This window comes from Sphingomonas sp. CCH9-E2 (assembly GCF_001557215.1).
Classification (GTDB): domain Bacteria; phylum Pseudomonadota; class Alphaproteobacteria; order Sphingomonadales; family Sphingomonadaceae; genus Sphingomonas.
In genome coordinates, this window is record NZ_LSJM01000280.1 from 1 (window position 1) to 15,534 (window position 15,534).

General features: G+C 66.4%; 15 protein-coding genes. 7 read left to right on the forward strand and 8 right to left on the reverse strand.

All coding sequences use genetic code 11. From position 1 onward, the window contains the following. Window positions 1-1,421 (forward strand): glucoamylase family protein (locus AX681_RS13065; RefSeq protein WP_066655825.1); only part of this gene is annotated, 1,421 nt, incomplete at its 5' end. 194 nt (window positions 1,422-1,615) lie between these two features. Here the strand turns inward: AX681_RS13065 and lepA are convergent. Beyond that, on the reverse strand, window positions 1,616-3,424 hold the full coding sequence (lepA, locus tag AX681_RS13070; protein WP_066655823.1) for a translation elongation factor 4: 1,809 nt from the start codon (window positions 3,422-3,424) through the stop codon (window positions 1,616-1,618). A 64-nt stretch (window positions 3,425-3,488) separates the two neighbouring features. Between lepA and AX681_RS13075 the strand changes: the two genes are divergently transcribed. From AX681_RS13075 to AX681_RS13095, 5 genes are all read left to right on the forward strand, one after another. Further along, window positions 3,489-3,956 (forward strand): SixA phosphatase family protein, encoded by a 468-nt coding sequence (locus AX681_RS13075; protein ID WP_066655821.1) that lies wholly within the window; start codon window positions 3,489-3,491, stop codon window positions 3,954-3,956. A 178-nt stretch (window positions 3,957-4,134) separates the two neighbouring features. Further along, a complete protein-coding gene (locus tag AX681_RS13080) occupies window positions 4,135-4,974 on the forward strand; it encodes a CsgG/HfaB family protein (protein WP_066655814.1) in 840 nt (279 codons plus the stop codon). Window positions 4,975-5,163: 189 nt separating this feature from the next. Then, window positions 5,164-5,829: a DUF6975 family protein gene (locus AX681_RS13085; RefSeq protein WP_066655813.1), complete on the forward strand. Its 666-nt coding sequence runs from the start codon at window positions 5,164-5,166 to the stop codon at window positions 5,827-5,829. 77 nt (window positions 5,830-5,906) lie between these two features. Next, complete coding sequence (locus AX681_RS13090) at window positions 5,907-6,758, forward strand: AAA family ATPase (RefSeq protein ID WP_066655812.1); 852 nt, start codon at window positions 5,907-5,909, stop codon at window positions 6,756-6,758. A gap of 135 nt (window positions 6,759-6,893) precedes the next feature. Continuing rightward, complete coding sequence (locus AX681_RS13095) at window positions 6,894-7,925, forward strand: substrate-binding domain-containing protein (RefSeq protein WP_066655810.1); 1,032 nt, start codon at window positions 6,894-6,896, stop codon at window positions 7,923-7,925. Window positions 7,926-7,937: 12 nt separating this feature from the next. On the opposite strand, the gene AX681_RS13100 is transcribed toward AX681_RS13095, so the two are convergent. The 5 genes from AX681_RS13100 to AX681_RS13120 form a co-directional block, all read right to left on the reverse strand. After that, entirely contained in the window at window positions 7,938-8,939 is a 1,002-nt protein-coding gene (locus AX681_RS13100) for an NADPH:quinone oxidoreductase family protein (RefSeq protein WP_197421782.1), read from the reverse strand. Next, window positions 8,902-9,531, reverse strand: a complete 630-nt coding sequence (gene leuD / locus AX681_RS13105) for a 3-isopropylmalate dehydratase small subunit (RefSeq protein ID WP_066655807.1) — start codon at window positions 9,529-9,531, stop codon at window positions 8,902-8,904. Before leuD ends, AX681_RS13100 begins: the two co-directional genes overlap by 38 nt. Before the next feature lie 232 nt (window positions 9,532-9,763). Continuing rightward, the gene (gene leuC, locus AX681_RS13110) at window positions 9,764-11,212 is read right to left on the reverse strand and encodes a 3-isopropylmalate dehydratase large subunit (protein ID WP_066655806.1); all 1,449 of its coding nucleotides are present in this window, start codon (window positions 11,210-11,212) and stop codon (window positions 9,764-9,766) included. Window positions 11,213-11,283: 71 nt separating this feature from the next. Next, entirely contained in the window at window positions 11,284-12,249 is a 966-nt protein-coding gene (locus tag AX681_RS13115) for an NAD-dependent epimerase/dehydratase family protein (RefSeq protein ID WP_066655842.1), read from the reverse strand. Beyond that, a complete protein-coding gene (locus AX681_RS13120; protein WP_066655803.1) occupies window positions 12,249-13,310 on the reverse strand; it encodes a winged helix-turn-helix domain-containing protein in 1,062 nt (353 codons plus the stop codon). The genes AX681_RS13115 and AX681_RS13120 overlap by 1 nt, the downstream gene beginning before the upstream one ends. Before the next feature lie 91 nt (window positions 13,311-13,401). Between AX681_RS13120 and AX681_RS13125 the strand changes: the two genes are divergently transcribed. Then, on the forward strand, window positions 13,402-13,941 hold the full coding sequence (locus AX681_RS13125; RefSeq protein ID WP_066655833.1) for a hypothetical protein: 540 nt from the start codon (window positions 13,402-13,404) through the stop codon (window positions 13,939-13,941). Window positions 13,942-13,983: 42 nt separating this feature from the next. Here the strand turns inward: AX681_RS13125 and AX681_RS13130 are convergent, their stop codons facing one another. Both AX681_RS13130 and AX681_RS13135 read right to left on the reverse strand, forming a co-directional pair. Beyond that, window positions 13,984-14,649 carry a CoA transferase subunit B gene (locus AX681_RS13130; protein WP_066655801.1) on the reverse strand — a complete coding sequence of 222 codons (666 nt, stop codon included), beginning with the start codon at window positions 14,647-14,649 and terminating at the stop codon, window positions 13,984-13,986. 3 nt (window positions 14,650-14,652) lie between these two features. Then, window positions 14,653-15,534 (reverse strand): HAD family acid phosphatase (locus tag AX681_RS13135; protein ID WP_066682389.1); only part of this gene is annotated, 882 nt, incomplete at its 5' end.

Genomic DNA, 15,534 nt, shown 5'->3' on the forward strand with positions numbered 1-15,534 from the left:
CCCCCGCCCCTGCCGCCGCCCCGCGTGCGGAGCAGGACGCGTTCGTCGAGGATCTCTCCCGCCGCACCTTCGACTATTTCTGGGAGACGACCAGCGTCGAGACCTGCCTCGCGCCGGATCGCTGGCCGTCCAACCCCTTTTCCAGCATCGCCGCGACGGGCTTTGCGCTGACCGCCTATGGCATCGGGGCCGAGCGCGGCTATGTGACGCGGCAGGCGGCAGCCGAGCGGACGCGCAAATGCATGGAATTCTACTGGAATGCGCCGCAGGGCCCGGGGGTCAGCGGCACCGCGGGGCATATGGGCTTTTTCTACCATTTCCTCAAGAACGGGGATGGCACGCGGTACCGCAATACCGAGCTGTCGACGGTCGACACCACGCTGCTGCTGGGCGGCGTGCTGTTCGCGCAAAGCTATTTCGACCGCGACGATCCGACCGAGGCGGCGATCCGCGACCTGGCGGAGAAGATCTATGGCCGCGTCGACTGGACCTTCGTCCAGCGTGAGCGCAGCAAAATCCCCTCGGCCAACAGCACCGGCGGCAAGGCGATCGCGATGGGATGGTATCCCGAGCGCGGCACTGGCGGCGACTTCGGGACGCATGACTGGGTCGGCTATGACGAGGGGATGCTGGTCTATATCCTCGCGCTCGGGTCGCCGACGCATCCGGTCGGCAAGGATGCGTGGGATACCGGCTGGTCGGGCAAGCTCGGCAAGAGCTGGGGCAGCTATTACGGGCAGGAGCATCTGCAGTTCGAGCCGCTGTTCGGCCATCAGTACAGCCATGTCTGGGTCGATTTCCGCGGCATCCAGGACGCGTTCATGGCCGGCAAGGGCATCGATTATTTCGAGAATAGCCGCCGCGCGACGCTGGCGCAGCGCGCTTATGGCATCGACAATCCGAACAAATGGACCGGCTATTCGGGCGACATCTGGGGCTGGACCGCGTCGGACGGTCCGGGCGGCGGGGCCAATGGGCGCGTCGTCAACGGCAAGGCCCGTGAGTTTCAGGGCTATTCCGCGCGTGGCGTGAGCAGCTACCGCATCGTGGACGACGGCACGATCGTGCCGACGGCTGCGGGCGGATCGGTGGCGTTCGCGCCCGAAATCGCCCTGCCCGCGCTGAAGGCGATGCGCGCCAAGTACGGGGACAAGCTGTACCAGCGTTACGGGTTCAAGGACGCGTTCAACCCCAGCTACACCTTCACCGATGCCGGCAGCCGCGACGGCGTGGTCGATGCCAAGGATGGGTGGTTTGCGCGCGACTATCTGGGGATCGATCAGGGCCCGATCCTGGCGATGCTGGAGAACCATCGCAGCGGCCTGATCTGGAAGACGATGCGCAAGAACCCGCATATTCGCCGCGGGCTGGAGCGTGCGGGGTTCAAGGGCGGGTGGTTGGAGCAACCTGCCGGGAAGTAAGGCGGGCGTTCACCGACTATAATCCTCCCCCGCAAGGGGAGGTGGCGCCGAAGGCGTCGGAGGGGGAGGACGGCTGCACCCTCTCGACCGTCCGGCTTCCTCCCCCTCCGTCAGCGCTGCGCGCTGCCCCCCCTGGCGGGGGAGGATTGAAGCGGCGGCGATGCAGGCTGACTGCCCCTCCAAAAAAGTGGGCCCTACTCCTCGCCCATCCGCAGCGCGGCGATGAAGGCTTCCTGCGGGATGCTGACCGAGCCGTACTCGCGCATCTTCGCCTTGCCCTTTTTCTGCTTTTCCAGGAGCTTGCGCTTGCGCGTCGCGTCGCCGCCATAGCATTTGGCGGTCACGTCCTTGCGCATCGCGCTGATCGTCTCGCGCGCGATCACCTTGCCGCCGATCGCCGCCTGGATCGGGATCTTGAACAAATGGCGCGGGATCAGTTCCTTGAGCCGCTCACACATGCCGCGGCCGCGTGCCTCGGCGGTCGAGCGGTGGACGATCATGCTGAGCGCGTCGACCGGCTCTTCGTTGACCAGGATGCCCATCTTGACCAGGTCGCCCTCGCGATAGCCGATCTGTTCATAGTCGAAGCTGGCATAGCCCTTCGACAGCGACTTCAGGCGGTCGTAGAAGTCGAACACGACCTCGTTGAGCGGCAGTTCGTAGGTCACCTGCGCGCGGCCGCCGACATAGGTCAGGTTCTTCTGAATGCCGCGGCGATCCTGACACAGTTTCAGGATCGATCCGAGATATTCGTCGGGGACGTAGATCACCGCCTGAATCCACGGTTCGGCGATGCTTTCGATCTTGTTGGGGTCGGGCATGTCGGCGGGGTTGTGCAGCTCGATATGCCCGCCGCCATGGGTCAGCTCGATCTGATACACCACCGACGGCGCGGTGGTGATGAGGTCGAGGTCATATTCGCGCATCAGCCGCTCCTGGATGATCTCCAGGTGCAAAAGACCGAGGAAGCCGCAGCGGAAGCCGAAGCCGAGCGCGGCGCTGGTTTCCATCTCGAAGCTGAACGACGCATCGTTGAGGCGCAGCTTGCTGATGCTCTCACGCAGCTTTTCGAAGTCGTTGGCGTCGACCGGGAACAGGCCGCAGAACACCACCGACTGGACTTCCTTGAAGCCCGGCAGTGCTTCGGTGGCGGGGCGCTTGGCGTCGGTCAGCGTGTCGCCGACGCGCGCCTGCGCCACTTCCTTGATCTGCGCGGTGATGAAGCCGATTTCGCCCGGGCCAAGGTCGGCAAGCTGCTCGATCTTGGGCCGGAAACAGCCGACGCGGTCCACCAGATGCGTGGTGCCGCTCTGCATGAACTTGACCTGCTGACCCTTCTTGATCGTGCCGTCGATCACGCGGATCAGGATGACGACGCCGAGATAGGGGTCGTACCAGCTGTCGACCAGCATCGCCTTGAGCGGCGCATCGGGGTCGCCCTTGGGTGCCGGAATGCGCTCGCACACCGCGTTCAGGATCTCGTCGATGCCGATGCCCGACTTGGCCGAGGCGAGCACCGCGCCAGAGGCGTCGATGCCGATCACCTCCTCGATCTCGTTGCGCACCTTTTCCGGCTCGGCGGACGGCAGGTCGATCTTGTTGATCACCGGCACGATTTCATGGTCGTGCTCGATCGACTGATAGACGTTGGCGAGCGTCTGCGCCTCGACCCCCTGCGCCGCATCGACCACCAGCAGCGCGCCTTCGCACGCAGCGAGCGACCGGCTGACCTCATAGGCGAAGTCGACATGGCCCGGCGTGTCCATCAGGTTGAGGACATAATCCTTGCCGTCCGCCGCCTTCCAGTCGAGGCGCACGGTCTGCGCCTTGATCGTGATGCCGCGTTCCTTTTCGATGTCCATATTGTCGAGCACCTGCTCGGACATCTCACGCGCGGTGAGGCCGCCGGTGCGTTGGATGAGGCGATCGGCCAGGGTCGACTTGCCATGGTCGATATGCGCGATGATCGAAAAATTGCGGATACGGGAAATGTCGGTTGCCATAACCCGCGCGCGTAGCAGGGGGCGCGCACTTGCGGAAGATGGTGTGTGGGGCCAGACTGACGCGATGCGCACCATTCTCCTCGCCCTTGCCTGTTCGCTCGCCCTGCCCGCGGCGGCGGCCGGGCCAACGACCTATGTCGTCCGCCATTTCGACACGCCGAAGGGGGAGAAAGACCCGAACCTGCTGCCACAGGGCGCGGCGCGCGCGGAGGCGCTGGCGCGCTGGTTCCGGGGCAAGCGGCTGTGCGCGATTTTGGTGACCCAATATCAGCGCACCCGCCAGACCGTCGCCCCGCTCGCCGCCAGCCGGGGCATCGCGCTGCAAAGCTATGACGCCGCCGATACCGCCGGCGCGGTCGCGCGCGCCAAGGCGTCGCCCTGCCCGGTGCTGATCGTCGGGCACAGCAATACCGTTCCCGATATCGTCGAGACGCTGGGCGGCGCGCGTCCCGCCGACCTCAAGCATGAGGATTTCGGCGATGTCTGGACGGTCACCGCGGGAAAGACCGACCGGGTCGTCGTCACGCCCTGAGCCAACTTCGCTTCGCGCGGCACTTTTCCCGATGCGCAGCCATGACGGATGCGATATGACCCCGATGGGGACCGGGGGTGCCTCGTGTCAGAGCGTGTCAGTTGAAGGCGAAAGGGTGCTGTTGCACCGTTACCACGGATTTTTGGGGCAGAACGCCCCTGAATGGGAGGAATAGTCCATGCGTCTTGTCCGCAATCTGATCGCTGCCACCGCGCTCGCCTCGATGGCGGCAGGGCCGATCGCCGCTTCCGCGCAGACCGCAACCAGCTCGTCCGGCAAGACCTATAAGGACGGTACGACCAAGGGCGCATCGTCGGGCCGCCGCGATCAGGAGCGCGGGCAGCGCGATATCCCGCGCTGCACCAAAAATCTCGGCACCGTCGCCATCGTCGAACCCGACAATCAATGGTGGCGCGAGCTGAACCTCGGGAGCCCGGAGGCCATCCTCAAGGTCTTCGTCCAGCAGTCGGGCTGCTTCACCATCGTCAACCGCGGCCGCGCGATGCAGAGCCGCGCGATGGAACGCGCGCTGCAGGAACAGGGCGAGATGCAGCCCGGCCAAAATGTCGGCAAGGGCCAGGTGCGCACCGCCGATTATTTCCTTCAGCCCGACATTGTCTCGTCGAACAAGGATTCGGGCGGCAGCGCGGTCGGTGGCGCGATCGGTGGCCTGCTGGGTCGTCGCGGCGGCATCCTTGGTGGCGTCGGCGCGCTCGCGGGCGGCATGAAGATCAGCAAGAAGGAAGCGAGCGTCACCCTGTCGATGGTCGATGCGCGCACGACCGAGGAAAAAGCACTGACCGAGGGCTATGCCCGCAAGACCGATGTCGGTTTCGGCGGTGGCGCGGCAAGCGGCTGGTGGGGCGGGTTCGCCGCGGCCGGCGGCAGCGGCTATCAGAACACCGAAATCGGCCAGGTGATCGTCCTTGCCTATCTCGATGCCTATACCAAGCTGGTCTACCAGCTGGGTGGCCTGCCTGACGACGCGGCGGCAGCGGCCCCGCCCGCGCGCCGCTGAGCCTCGACCAGATCGTTGAAATGAGGGGCCGGATTTACCCAATCCGGCCCCTTTTTCGACCGCCCAATCCGCGAACGATCCCTTAACGCGCGGTCAACCACGTCTTTACGCGCTTCGGTATAAACCTGTGGGGCAAAGCGACTTTTCAGAGATGCCGGATGGGCCGGCGCGATTGCTGGGCGGGATATTATGCCACTCGAGACGGTTCGGAGCGCAGGACTGAGCGGTGCGTCGGGCACGCTGACCGCGCTGGTCGCCGCCGATGGCAGCGCGACGCACCCGTATCTGGCCCGGCTGACCAGCGGCGTGGTGCCGCTGCGCGACCTGGGCGACCTGGCGCATCAGATTTGCCTGCTCCACGCCCGCCATCCCGATCTGTTCGAACAGGCCGCCGCCCAATCGCGCCAACCCGCGTCCACCGAGTGGCTGGCGCAGGCGACGCGCGGGTTTGCCGCCGAGCGGGCCTATCTCGTCCGCATCGTCGCCGCGGCAGGGCCGATGCCGAGCACGCCGGGTCAGGCCGCATCCGAGGCCGCGGTCACGGCGCAGCGCCATGCGCTCGACATGCTCGCCCAGTCCGACCGCAATGGCTGCGCCGATGGCACCGCGATCGCGCTGGCGCTCGACTGGCCGGCGATTCGCTCGGTGCTGGACCTGCTCGCCGGGCGGCTCGGGATCGATCCGCCCCAAAGCCAGCTGCCGCCCGCGTTCGAGACCGCAACGGTGATCGACGTTCTCGCGGGCACCTTGCCGGTCGAGCGCGCGATGGTGTTCGGGGCGCAGCAGATGCTGGCGCAGCATCGCGGCCTGATCGACCTGCTCGAAGCCCGCGCTTCGGCCCGCGGGCAGGACTGACCCCCACTCCCCGCTTGCGCCGCGCCGCCTTTCCCCGCTAGGCCATACCCGATCTTCCAATCTGACCGGGGACGGAAATGCGCTTCGAAGGCACGCAGGATTATGTCGCAACCGACGATCTGAAGGTCGCGGTCAACGCCGCGGTCACACTGCGCCGCCCACTGCTGGTCAAGGGTGAGCCGGGCACGGGCAAGACGGTCTTGGCCTATGAAATCGCCAAGGCGGTCGGCGCGCCGCTGATCGAATGGAACGTCAAATCCACGACCAAGGCGCATCAGGGCCTGTATGAATATGACGCGGTGGCGCGGCTGCGCGACGGCCAGCTCGGCGACCCGCGTGTCCATGAGATTTCCAACTATATCCGAAAGGGGAAGCTGTGGGAGGCGTTCACCTCGCCCCAGCTCCCCGTGCTGCTGATCGACGAGATCGACAAGGCCGATATCGAATTTCCGAACGACCTGCTCCACGAGCTCGATCGCATGGAATTCCATGTCTACGAGACCGGCGAAACGGTCCGCGCCGCCGAGCGGCCGATCGTGGTGATCACGTCGAACAACGAGAAGGAGCTGCCCGACGCGTTCCTGCGCCGCTGCTTCTTCCACTATATCAAGTTCCCCGATCGTGCGACGATGCAGGCGATCATCGACGTCCATTTCCCCGGCATCCAGAAGATCCTGGTGAGCAAGGCGATGGATATCTTCTACGACATCCGCGAAGTGCCGGGGCTGAAGAAAAAGCCGAGCACCAGCGAGCTGCTCGACTGGCTCAAGCTGCTGCTGCACGAGGACATGCCGCTCGACGTGCTGCAATCGCGCGATCCCAGCAAGGCGATCCCGCCGCTGCACGGCGCGCTGCTCAAGAACGAACAGGACGTGATGCTGTTCGAACGGCTGGCATTCATGGCGCGGCGGCAGGCACCCAAGGGCTGACGGTCCGCGCGCGGCACCCAGCTCCATCCCCACTCTCCCCTGTCACACGCGGGTAACGCAGCGCGCCGACAAGGAGCGTGGCGGATGCGGCTGTTGGCGCTCCCCCTGTGCGCGTTGGGATGGGGAGGAACGGCGATGCTCAAACGGCTTGGTTTGCTCACGCTCGCGTCGGTGACGCTCGCTTCATGCGATGGCACCTCGACGCGCGCGGTCACGGTGGTCGGATCGTCGACCGTGCTGCCCTTTACCAAGGCAGTCGCCACGACCTTTGTCGAACAGGATGACGGTCGGCGGACGCCGGTGGTCGAATCGACGGGAACCGGCGCCGGGATGATCCGCTTTTGCGAGGGCGTCGGCGGCAAGTTTCCGGACATCGTCAACGCATCGCGCCGGATGCACGCCAAGGAATTCGACACCTGCCAGGCCAATGGCGTCAAGGAAATCATCGAAATTCCGATCGGGCTCGACGGCATTGCCATGGCCGAATCCAATGACGGCCCCAAGCTGACGCTGACGCGCAAGGATATTTATCTCGCGCTCGCGGCGAACCCGATGGACAAGCCGAACACCGCCAAAACGTGGAAGGACGTCAATCCCGCCCTTCCCGCGACGCCGATCACGGTGATCGGTCCGCCGGCGACGAGCGGGACGCGCGAAGCGTTCGTCGAGCTGATCCTCGAACCCGGGTGCCTCGCCGCCAACCCGGCCGCGAAGGATCTGAAGACCAATCCCGATCCCGCGCTGTTCGCCGCTGCCTGCCGCACGCTCCGCAGGGATGGCGGCTATGTCGAAAAAGGCGAGGACGACAATCTGATCGTCGAGGGGCTGGCCGGCAATCGTGAAGCAGTCGGCGTGGTCGGCTATTCCTATCTCGAAAAGAACCGCTCGCGGCTGCACGGCGTACCGATCGACAGCGTGACCCCGACCTATGCGGACATTGCCAATGGCAAATATCCCGGCGTGCGCAGCCTCTACCTCTATGTGAAGAAGAAGCACCTCGACGCGATGCCCGAGCTGCAGGACTTCCTGAAGCTCTACGCGACGATGTGGGCGCCTGACGGCCCGCTCACCGAACGTGGCCTGATCGCCGCGCCGGACAAGGTCCGCCGCCGCGCGGCCGAGGCGGTCGCCAATGGCTATCTGGTGGAGCGCGCCGACCTGCCCTGAGCGAGGCGGGGGTTAAACGGCCACCCGCACCACCAGCTTGCCGATCGCGCCGCGGTCAGCGAGCTTGGCAATTGCCTTGCCGCCGTCCTCGAACGCGAACACCTCGCTGACATGCGGGTTGATCTTGCCCTCTTCCCACAGGCGGAACAGGTGATCGACATGCGCGGCGTTGGCCTGTGGATCGCGCGCGGCGAAGGCGCCCCAGAAGACGCCGCAGACGTCGCAGCTCTTGAGCAGGGTCAGGTTGAGCGCCAGCTTGGGGATTCCGGCTGGGAAGCCGACGACGAGATAGCGCCCCTCCCATGCGATCGAGCGTAGCGCGGGTTCGGCATAGTCGCCGCCGACCGGATCATAGATGACGTTGGCGCCGTCCGGGCCGACCGCTGCCTTGAACTGCTCCGCCAGCGCCTTGGAAGCGTCCTTGTCGAACGGTGCGCGGCCATAGACGACGGTTTCGTCCGCGCCAGCCGCCCTGGCCGCCGCCGCCTTCTCGTCGCTCGACACCGCCGCGACGACGCGCGCGCCGAATGCCTTGCCGAGTTCGATCGCCGACAGGCCGATGCCGCCTGCCGCGCCGAGGATCAGGAGCGTGTCGCCCGCCTTGAGATGCCCGCGATCGAGCAGCGCGTGGATGCTGGTGCCATAGGTCATCAAGAGCGCCGCGCCCTGCTCGAAGCTCTTGCTGTCGGGGAGCGGGTAGAGGCGGCGGCGTTCGACCACGACCTTCTCGGCAAGGCCGTTCCAGCCGGTCGAGCCGAGCACGCGGTCGCCGGGCTTGAGGTCGGTGACGCCCTCGCCCACCGACTCTACCACGCCGGCGATTTCGCCGCCCGGCGCGAACGGGCGCGGGGGTTTGAACTGGTACTTGTCCTCGATGATGATCACATCGGGGAAGTTGATCGCGCAGGCCTTGACCGCGACCACCACCTCACCGGGTTTCGCCACCGGATCGGGCAGCTCACCCATGGTTAGAGTTTCAGGTCCGCCCACTTCCTTCGACAACAACGCCCGCATCACCGCTCTCCCTCTTGAGCCAGGGCCGCGCATCGGCGACCATCGACTCATATTTCGAAATTGCGGTATCTCTTGCCAGTGTCAGCCCGACCTCGTCCAGCCCCTGCATCAGGCAATCGCGGCGGAACGGGTCCATGTCGAAGCTGAAGCGATCCTGAAACGGGGTTGTGACGGTCATCGTCTCGAGATCGATGGTGACCGGATCGGTCTTTGCCACTTCGATCAGCCGGTCGATCGCCTCCTGCGGCAGCACCACCGCGACGATGCCGTTCTTGAACGCATTGCCCGAGAAGATGTCCGAATAGCTCGGTGCGATCACCGCGGTGATGCCCATGTCCTTGAGCGCCCAGGCGGCGTGCTCGCGGCTCGACCCGCATCCGAAATTGTCGCCGGCGATCAGGATCGGCGATCCGGCATAGGCGGGATCGTCGAAGATGTTGCCCGGCTGCGCGCGCACCGTTTCGAATGCGCCCTTGCCCAGACCCTCACGGCTGATCGTCTTGAGCCAATGGGCGGGGATGATGATGTCGGTGTCGATATTCTTGGCGCCCCACGGATAGGCGCGCCCTTCGACCTTGCGGACGGGGTCCATGTTCAGCTCCGGATCTGTTGAGGGCGCACGACGAGACGAGCCGCGCTGCTGCGCCGCCCGCTTGCCTGCCCGATCGATGCGATAATGGCGTTCGGCGCGCTCAGCGCACCGGCGCGACGGCCTGCGTGGTTGCCCGCGCCTCGCCAACCGTGCCACTCACGGTCGAATAGACAGCGGCCGCGCCGCTCAGGATCGTACCCGTGATCAATGCCACCAATGCGCGCTTCACCGGTCATCCCCCCGTCTGGGCCCCCATCAGGTCCCGCACGTCCGTCAATCGCCCGGTCACCGCCGCCGCCGCCGCCATCGCCGGCGAAACGAGATGCGTCCGGGCGCCCGGACCCTGTCGTCCTACGAAGTTTCGGTTGGAAGTGGAAGCACATCGTTCGCCCGGCGGCACCTTGTCCGGGTTCATTGCGAGACACATCGAACAACCCGGCTCACGCCATTCAAAGCCCGCGGCGGTGAAGATGCGATCGAGGCCCTCGGCCTCGGCCTGACGCTTGACCAGCCCCGATCCGGGGACGATCAGCGCCTGCCGCACGCCATCGGCAACCTTGCGCCCGTTCACAACCGCAGCGGCGGCGCGCAGATCCTCGATCCGGCTGTTGGTACAACTGCCGATGAAGATATTCTCGACCGCGATGTCCTGCATCCGCGTGCCGGGGGTCAGGCCCATATAATCGAGCGACTTCTGCGCCGCGACGCGCTTCGACGGATCGGCGAAGCTGTCGGGATCGGGCACGACGCCGGTAATCGGCACGACATCCTCGGGACTGGTGCCCCAGGTGAGCGAGGGGGCGATATCGCTGCCCTGCAACGTCACCACGCGATCATACACCGCGCCCGGATCGCTCGGCAGGCTGCGCCACCATGCGAGCGCCTGCTCCCATTGCGCGCCCTTGGGCGCCATCGGGCGGCCCTTGAGATAGGCATAGGTCGTCTCATCCGGCGCAATCAGGCCGGAGCGCGCACCGCCCTCGATCGACATGTTGCTGACCGTCAGCCGCCCCTCGACCGACAAGGCGCGGATCACGTCGCCGGTATATTCGACGACATAGCCGGTGCCGCCCGCCGCTCCCGTCTTGCCGATGATCGCGAGGATCACGTCCTTGGCGCTGACGCCATAGCCGAGCGTCCCGTCGACGCAAATTTCCATCGTCTTGGACTGGCTGAGCAGCAAGGTCTGGGTCGCCAGCACATGCTCAACCTCGCTCGTCCCGATGCCGAAGGCGAGCGCGCCGAGCGCACCATGCGCCGAGGTGTGGCTATCGCCGCACACCAGGGTCGTGCCCGGCAGGGTGAAGCCCTGTTCCGGCCCGACGACATGGACGATCCCCTGCTCCGGCGCCGTCGCGCCGAAATAGTCGATGCCGAATTCGGCGACATTGCGCTCCAGCGCCGCAAGCTGCTGCGCGCTCTCATGGTCGGCGATCGGCAGGCGCTGGCCCATTGCATCGACGCGTGCCGTGGTCGGGAGATTATGGTCCGGCACTGCCAGCGTCAGGTCCGGACGGCGCACGCGGCGGCCATTGGCACGAAGCCCCTCGAACGCCTGCGGGCTGGTCACCTCATGGACGAGGTGGCGGTCGATATAGATGAGGCAGGTGCCGTCCTCACGCCGTTCGACGACGTGCGCGGCCCAGATCTTCTCGTAAAGCGTGAGGGGTTTGCTGGCCATGATGCCGCCCCCTTACGCCTTTGTTGCGCGGGAGCAAGCGCAGGCGACATTTTGTGAGGCGAAGTGGGGCTTCACCCCGACTGCCGCGCGAGCTCCTGTGGCGACACATACCCCGCATCATGCGCAAAGGGCAGTGCGGCACCGTCGCGCAAGGCATCCAGCACCTGCGCGAACCCGGTATCGAATGAGAAGCCCAGCTCGCGCTGGATCCGCCCGCTGTCATAAACCCGCCCGATCCGCGCGGGCAGTTCCCAGCCACGCGCGGCGTAGAGCGCAGCGGCATCGGGGAAATGCTGTGCGATTACGGCGGCGGCATCGCGCTTCAGCTCCGCGGCTTCATCGCGTGAGAAGGGCGTCGGCGCGGACACGATATAGGTGCCGAACCCGATCTCAGGCGCCTTGGCGAGCGCCGCGACATGCGCCCGTGCGGCGTCCTCCACCGTCAGGCGGCGATGGAGCAACTCGTTCGCCTTGAGGTTTTCGCCCGGCGGATGGCTGTGCGTGTCGTCATCCTCGGGGAAGAAGCGCCCGGTGCGCAGGACGATGCAGCTCAGGCCATGTTCGGCATGGAACAGGCGGCAGAGTTGCTCGGCGGCATATTTGGTGACGCCGTAAATGTTGCGCGGTTCGATCGGGCCGCTGTCCTCGTCGAGCCACTCGGCTGCATCCCCCGCTTCGTCGCGGATTGCCTGGCTGATCATCAGCGAGGTGGTGGAAGTGAAGACGAACCGGTCATGCCCCGCCGCGACCGCCGCCTCGAGCAGGTTGAGCGTGCCGGTGACGTTGACGTCGACGAACGCCTGCTTCGGATAGCGCGCGATGTCGGGCTTGTGCAGCGCGCCGCCATGGATGACCGTTTCGATCCTGTGCTCGGCAAAGATCCGGTCGATGGCGGCGGGGTCCGCGACACTGGCGATCACATCGGTATGGGTGCCGGGTGCAACGTCGAGCCCAGTGACATGATGCCCCTCCGCACGCAGCATCGGCGCCAGGAAACGGCCAAGCCAGCCCGACGACCCGGTGAGCAGGATGCGCATCAGCGCGCCCTCCCCCGCCACAGCCCCGCCGCCGTGAATCCGCCGAACAGCGCGCCCTCTGCCACGCTCGTCACGATGCGGCTGCGCAGGCCGAAGCCGGTTTCGCCGAGCAGCGCGCCGATCCGGCCAAGGTCCAGCCGAGCCCCCTCCATCGTCTGGGTCAGTATGTCGATGCTCCCGGCGAGCAGCCGCCCGCCGAGCAGCGCGATGATCAGGCCAGCCGCCGCGCCGAGGATCATCCCGGCGAGCGCGGCATGGCGCTTCGTGCTGCCCGCGCGCCGCGCCGCGATCCAATAGGCCAGCCCGACCGCGCCGCCCAGCGCCAGCCCTTCGGGCGCACCGGTAATCCCTTCGGGCGCGCGTCCAAGCAGCAGGGTGAAGGCGTCGATGCCGAGCAGCTTTGCGACCGCCCCCACGATGAGACCGGCTACCGCGCCGCCGACGATCGTCAGAGGCGATCCTGCTCCGGCGCGCTGCGCTGCCGCCGCGACGCCGAATGCGACCGCCCCGCCGCCGATCGCTGCGACCACGATGGTGAGGCATGCCAGCACCAGCACGAAGGAAAGTGCCCCGCTCTGTGCCGGAACCGCCAGTGTCGCGCCGAGCATGCCATAGGTCAGTCCGCCGACCACACCCGCAGCGACCGCGCCGGCGGTGCCGGTCGTTCCCATCTGCCATGTCAGCGTTTGCGCCGACGGTAGCTGCGTCGGAGCCGGCGTCGGCGGGAGCGGCGGTGCGGCCCCCTCCCCTTCGATCGCACCGACGAAGCGGTAACCGAATTTGGGGACCGTCGCGATGAAGCGCGGATCGCCCGCCTCGTCCCCCAGCGTCCGGCGCAGCGTGCGGATGCACTGGGTCAGCGCCTCGTCGGTCACCGGGATGCCGCGCCACACCGCATCCATGAACCGGTCCTTGGTGACGAGCTGCCCGCGCTCCCGCACCAGCAGGATCAGCGCGTCGAGATAGCGCGCGTTGAGCGGCACTTCCGCGCCGTCGCGGCGCAGCTGGCGCTCGGTGCTGTCGAGCTCGAAGCCTCCGAAGCGATAGATGACCGGGTCCATATCGATTTCAGCGAAGCCTCAGATCTTGCTCATGCCGCTCACCGCCCAGTCGGACCATGGAGGGGTATCGGCAATTCATGGAGGCAAGCAAGTGGTTGAACAAGCAAAGACTGGCGGCGTGTGGCGCAACCCGTGGCGGGTGATCGGATGGGGCGGGATTGCGGGACTGCTGCTCCTCCCTGCCGTGGCGATGCAGTTTACGACCGAGGTCAATTGGAGCAGCGGCGATTTCCTGTTCGCGTTCCTGATGCTGGGCAGCGTCGGGCTGGCGGTGGAGCTGACCGTGCGCGCCAACCCAACCTGGTCCTATCGCGCCGGGATGGGAATCGTGCTGGCCGCGTGTTTCCTGACGACCTGGATCAACCTGGCTGTCGGGATCGTGGGGAATGAGAATAACCCGGTCAATACGCTGTTCTTCCTCGCTCCGCTGGTCGCGATCGCGGGGTCGGCGCTGAGCGGGTTTCGCGCGCGGGGCATGGTCATCGCCACGATCCTCGCCGCCATCGTCCAGATCGGCGTCATGCTCTACATCTGGATGACCGGTCAGGGGTTTCCGATCGGAGTCACGGTGTTCTTCGGCATGCTGTGGCTGGTTGCAGCGGCGCTGTTCCGTGAGGCGGGGCGGAACTGAAGCTCAATCCTCCCCCTGGCGGGGGAGGATTGTCTCGGCGCATCACGCCGTCGCCAGCGCGACTTCATATGCCGCCGTCGTCTTGGCCGCGACCTCTTCCTCGGTCACGCCGGGGGCCAGTTCGATCAGGCGGAAGGGCGAGTCATGGTCGACGCGCTGGAACACCGCCAGGTCGGTGATGATCATGTCGACGACATTCTTGCCGGTCAGCGGCAGCGTGCATTCGGGGATGAATTTGGGGCTGCCGTCCTTGGCATTATGCTCCATCACCACGATGATCTTCTTGACCCCGGCGACCAGATCCATCGCGCCGCCCATGCCCTTGATCATCTTGCCCGGGATCATCCAGTTGGCGATGTCGCCGGTCTGGCTGATCTCCATCGCGCCCAGCACCGTCAGGTCGATATGCCCGCCGCGGATCATCGCGAAGCTGTCGGCGCTGCTGAAATAGACCGATTGCGGCAACTCGCTGATCGTCTGCTTGCCGGCGTTGATGAGGTCTGGGTCTTCCTCACCCTCAAACGGAAACGGGCCGATGCCGAGCATGCCGTTTTCCGACTGCAGCGTCACCTCGACCCCCTCGGGGATATGGTTGGCGACCAGCGTCGGGATGCCGATGCCGAGGTTCACATAGAACCCGTCCTGCAATTCCTTCGCGGCGCGCGCGGCCATTTCGTCGCGGGTCCAGCCCTTGCTCTCTTGGGGCATCTCTTACTCCTTGGGCAATTCGGTTGTCGGGGTCGCGGTGCTGCGCACCGGGTTGGGCAGCAGGAACCAGCCTGCGCCCCAGAGCGGAGCGACCATCGTTTCGGTCGCGGCGGCGGGGCGGCGCGCGGCGTCCCCGGCATCGAACGTGTCGCTGAAATCACCCAGCGCATCGCCGACGATCGCGACGACGCAATAGCTGGCGGCGACGGTGCGGCGGACATGGTCACCGGAAATCGGCGGGTCCCCGCCGCGCAGGATCAGCGTCTTGCCCGGCACGAACTCGCCAAAGCCGATCTTGGCCAGCATCGCCGCCGCGGCATTGTTGCCCGACGGCCGCCGTGCGCTGGTGAAGATCGCCTGCACGCCTTCGCGGCGCAGCGCATCGACGCCCTCGACCGCGCCCGGAACCGCGCTCACCTCATCGCTGCCATCGCCGATCCAGCGGCGGAAGCGCGCATCGGGGTCGCTGCCAGCGGCGCTTTCGTCGAGGTCAAACAGGATCGCGAACGGCTTGGCCTCGCAGGGCACATAACGCGGCGCGTCGAGCGTCGCGCCGTCGGCCAGCACGACCGACCGCACCGCCTCCCCCGCCTTGCGCGCCGCGACCTGGCGCTCGACATAGGCCCAGAGCGACTGATAGGCCTGAAGCGATGCAGCCGCCGACTCCGCCGAAGCGGGTGCAGCAGGCCTGGCTGCAGCCGCCGACGCCTGCAGCCGCTGCGCCAGCGCGCGCGCCTCGGGCGTGGCGAGCGTCGCGCTGGGATCGCCCGGTGCCGCGGTCGGAGCCGGGGTCGCCGTCGCGGTCGGCTCGGGCTGTGGCTCGGGCGTCTTGTCGTCCTTGAAAATCCGCTTCCCCGCGATCGATCCGCCCGCGACAATCGGGAT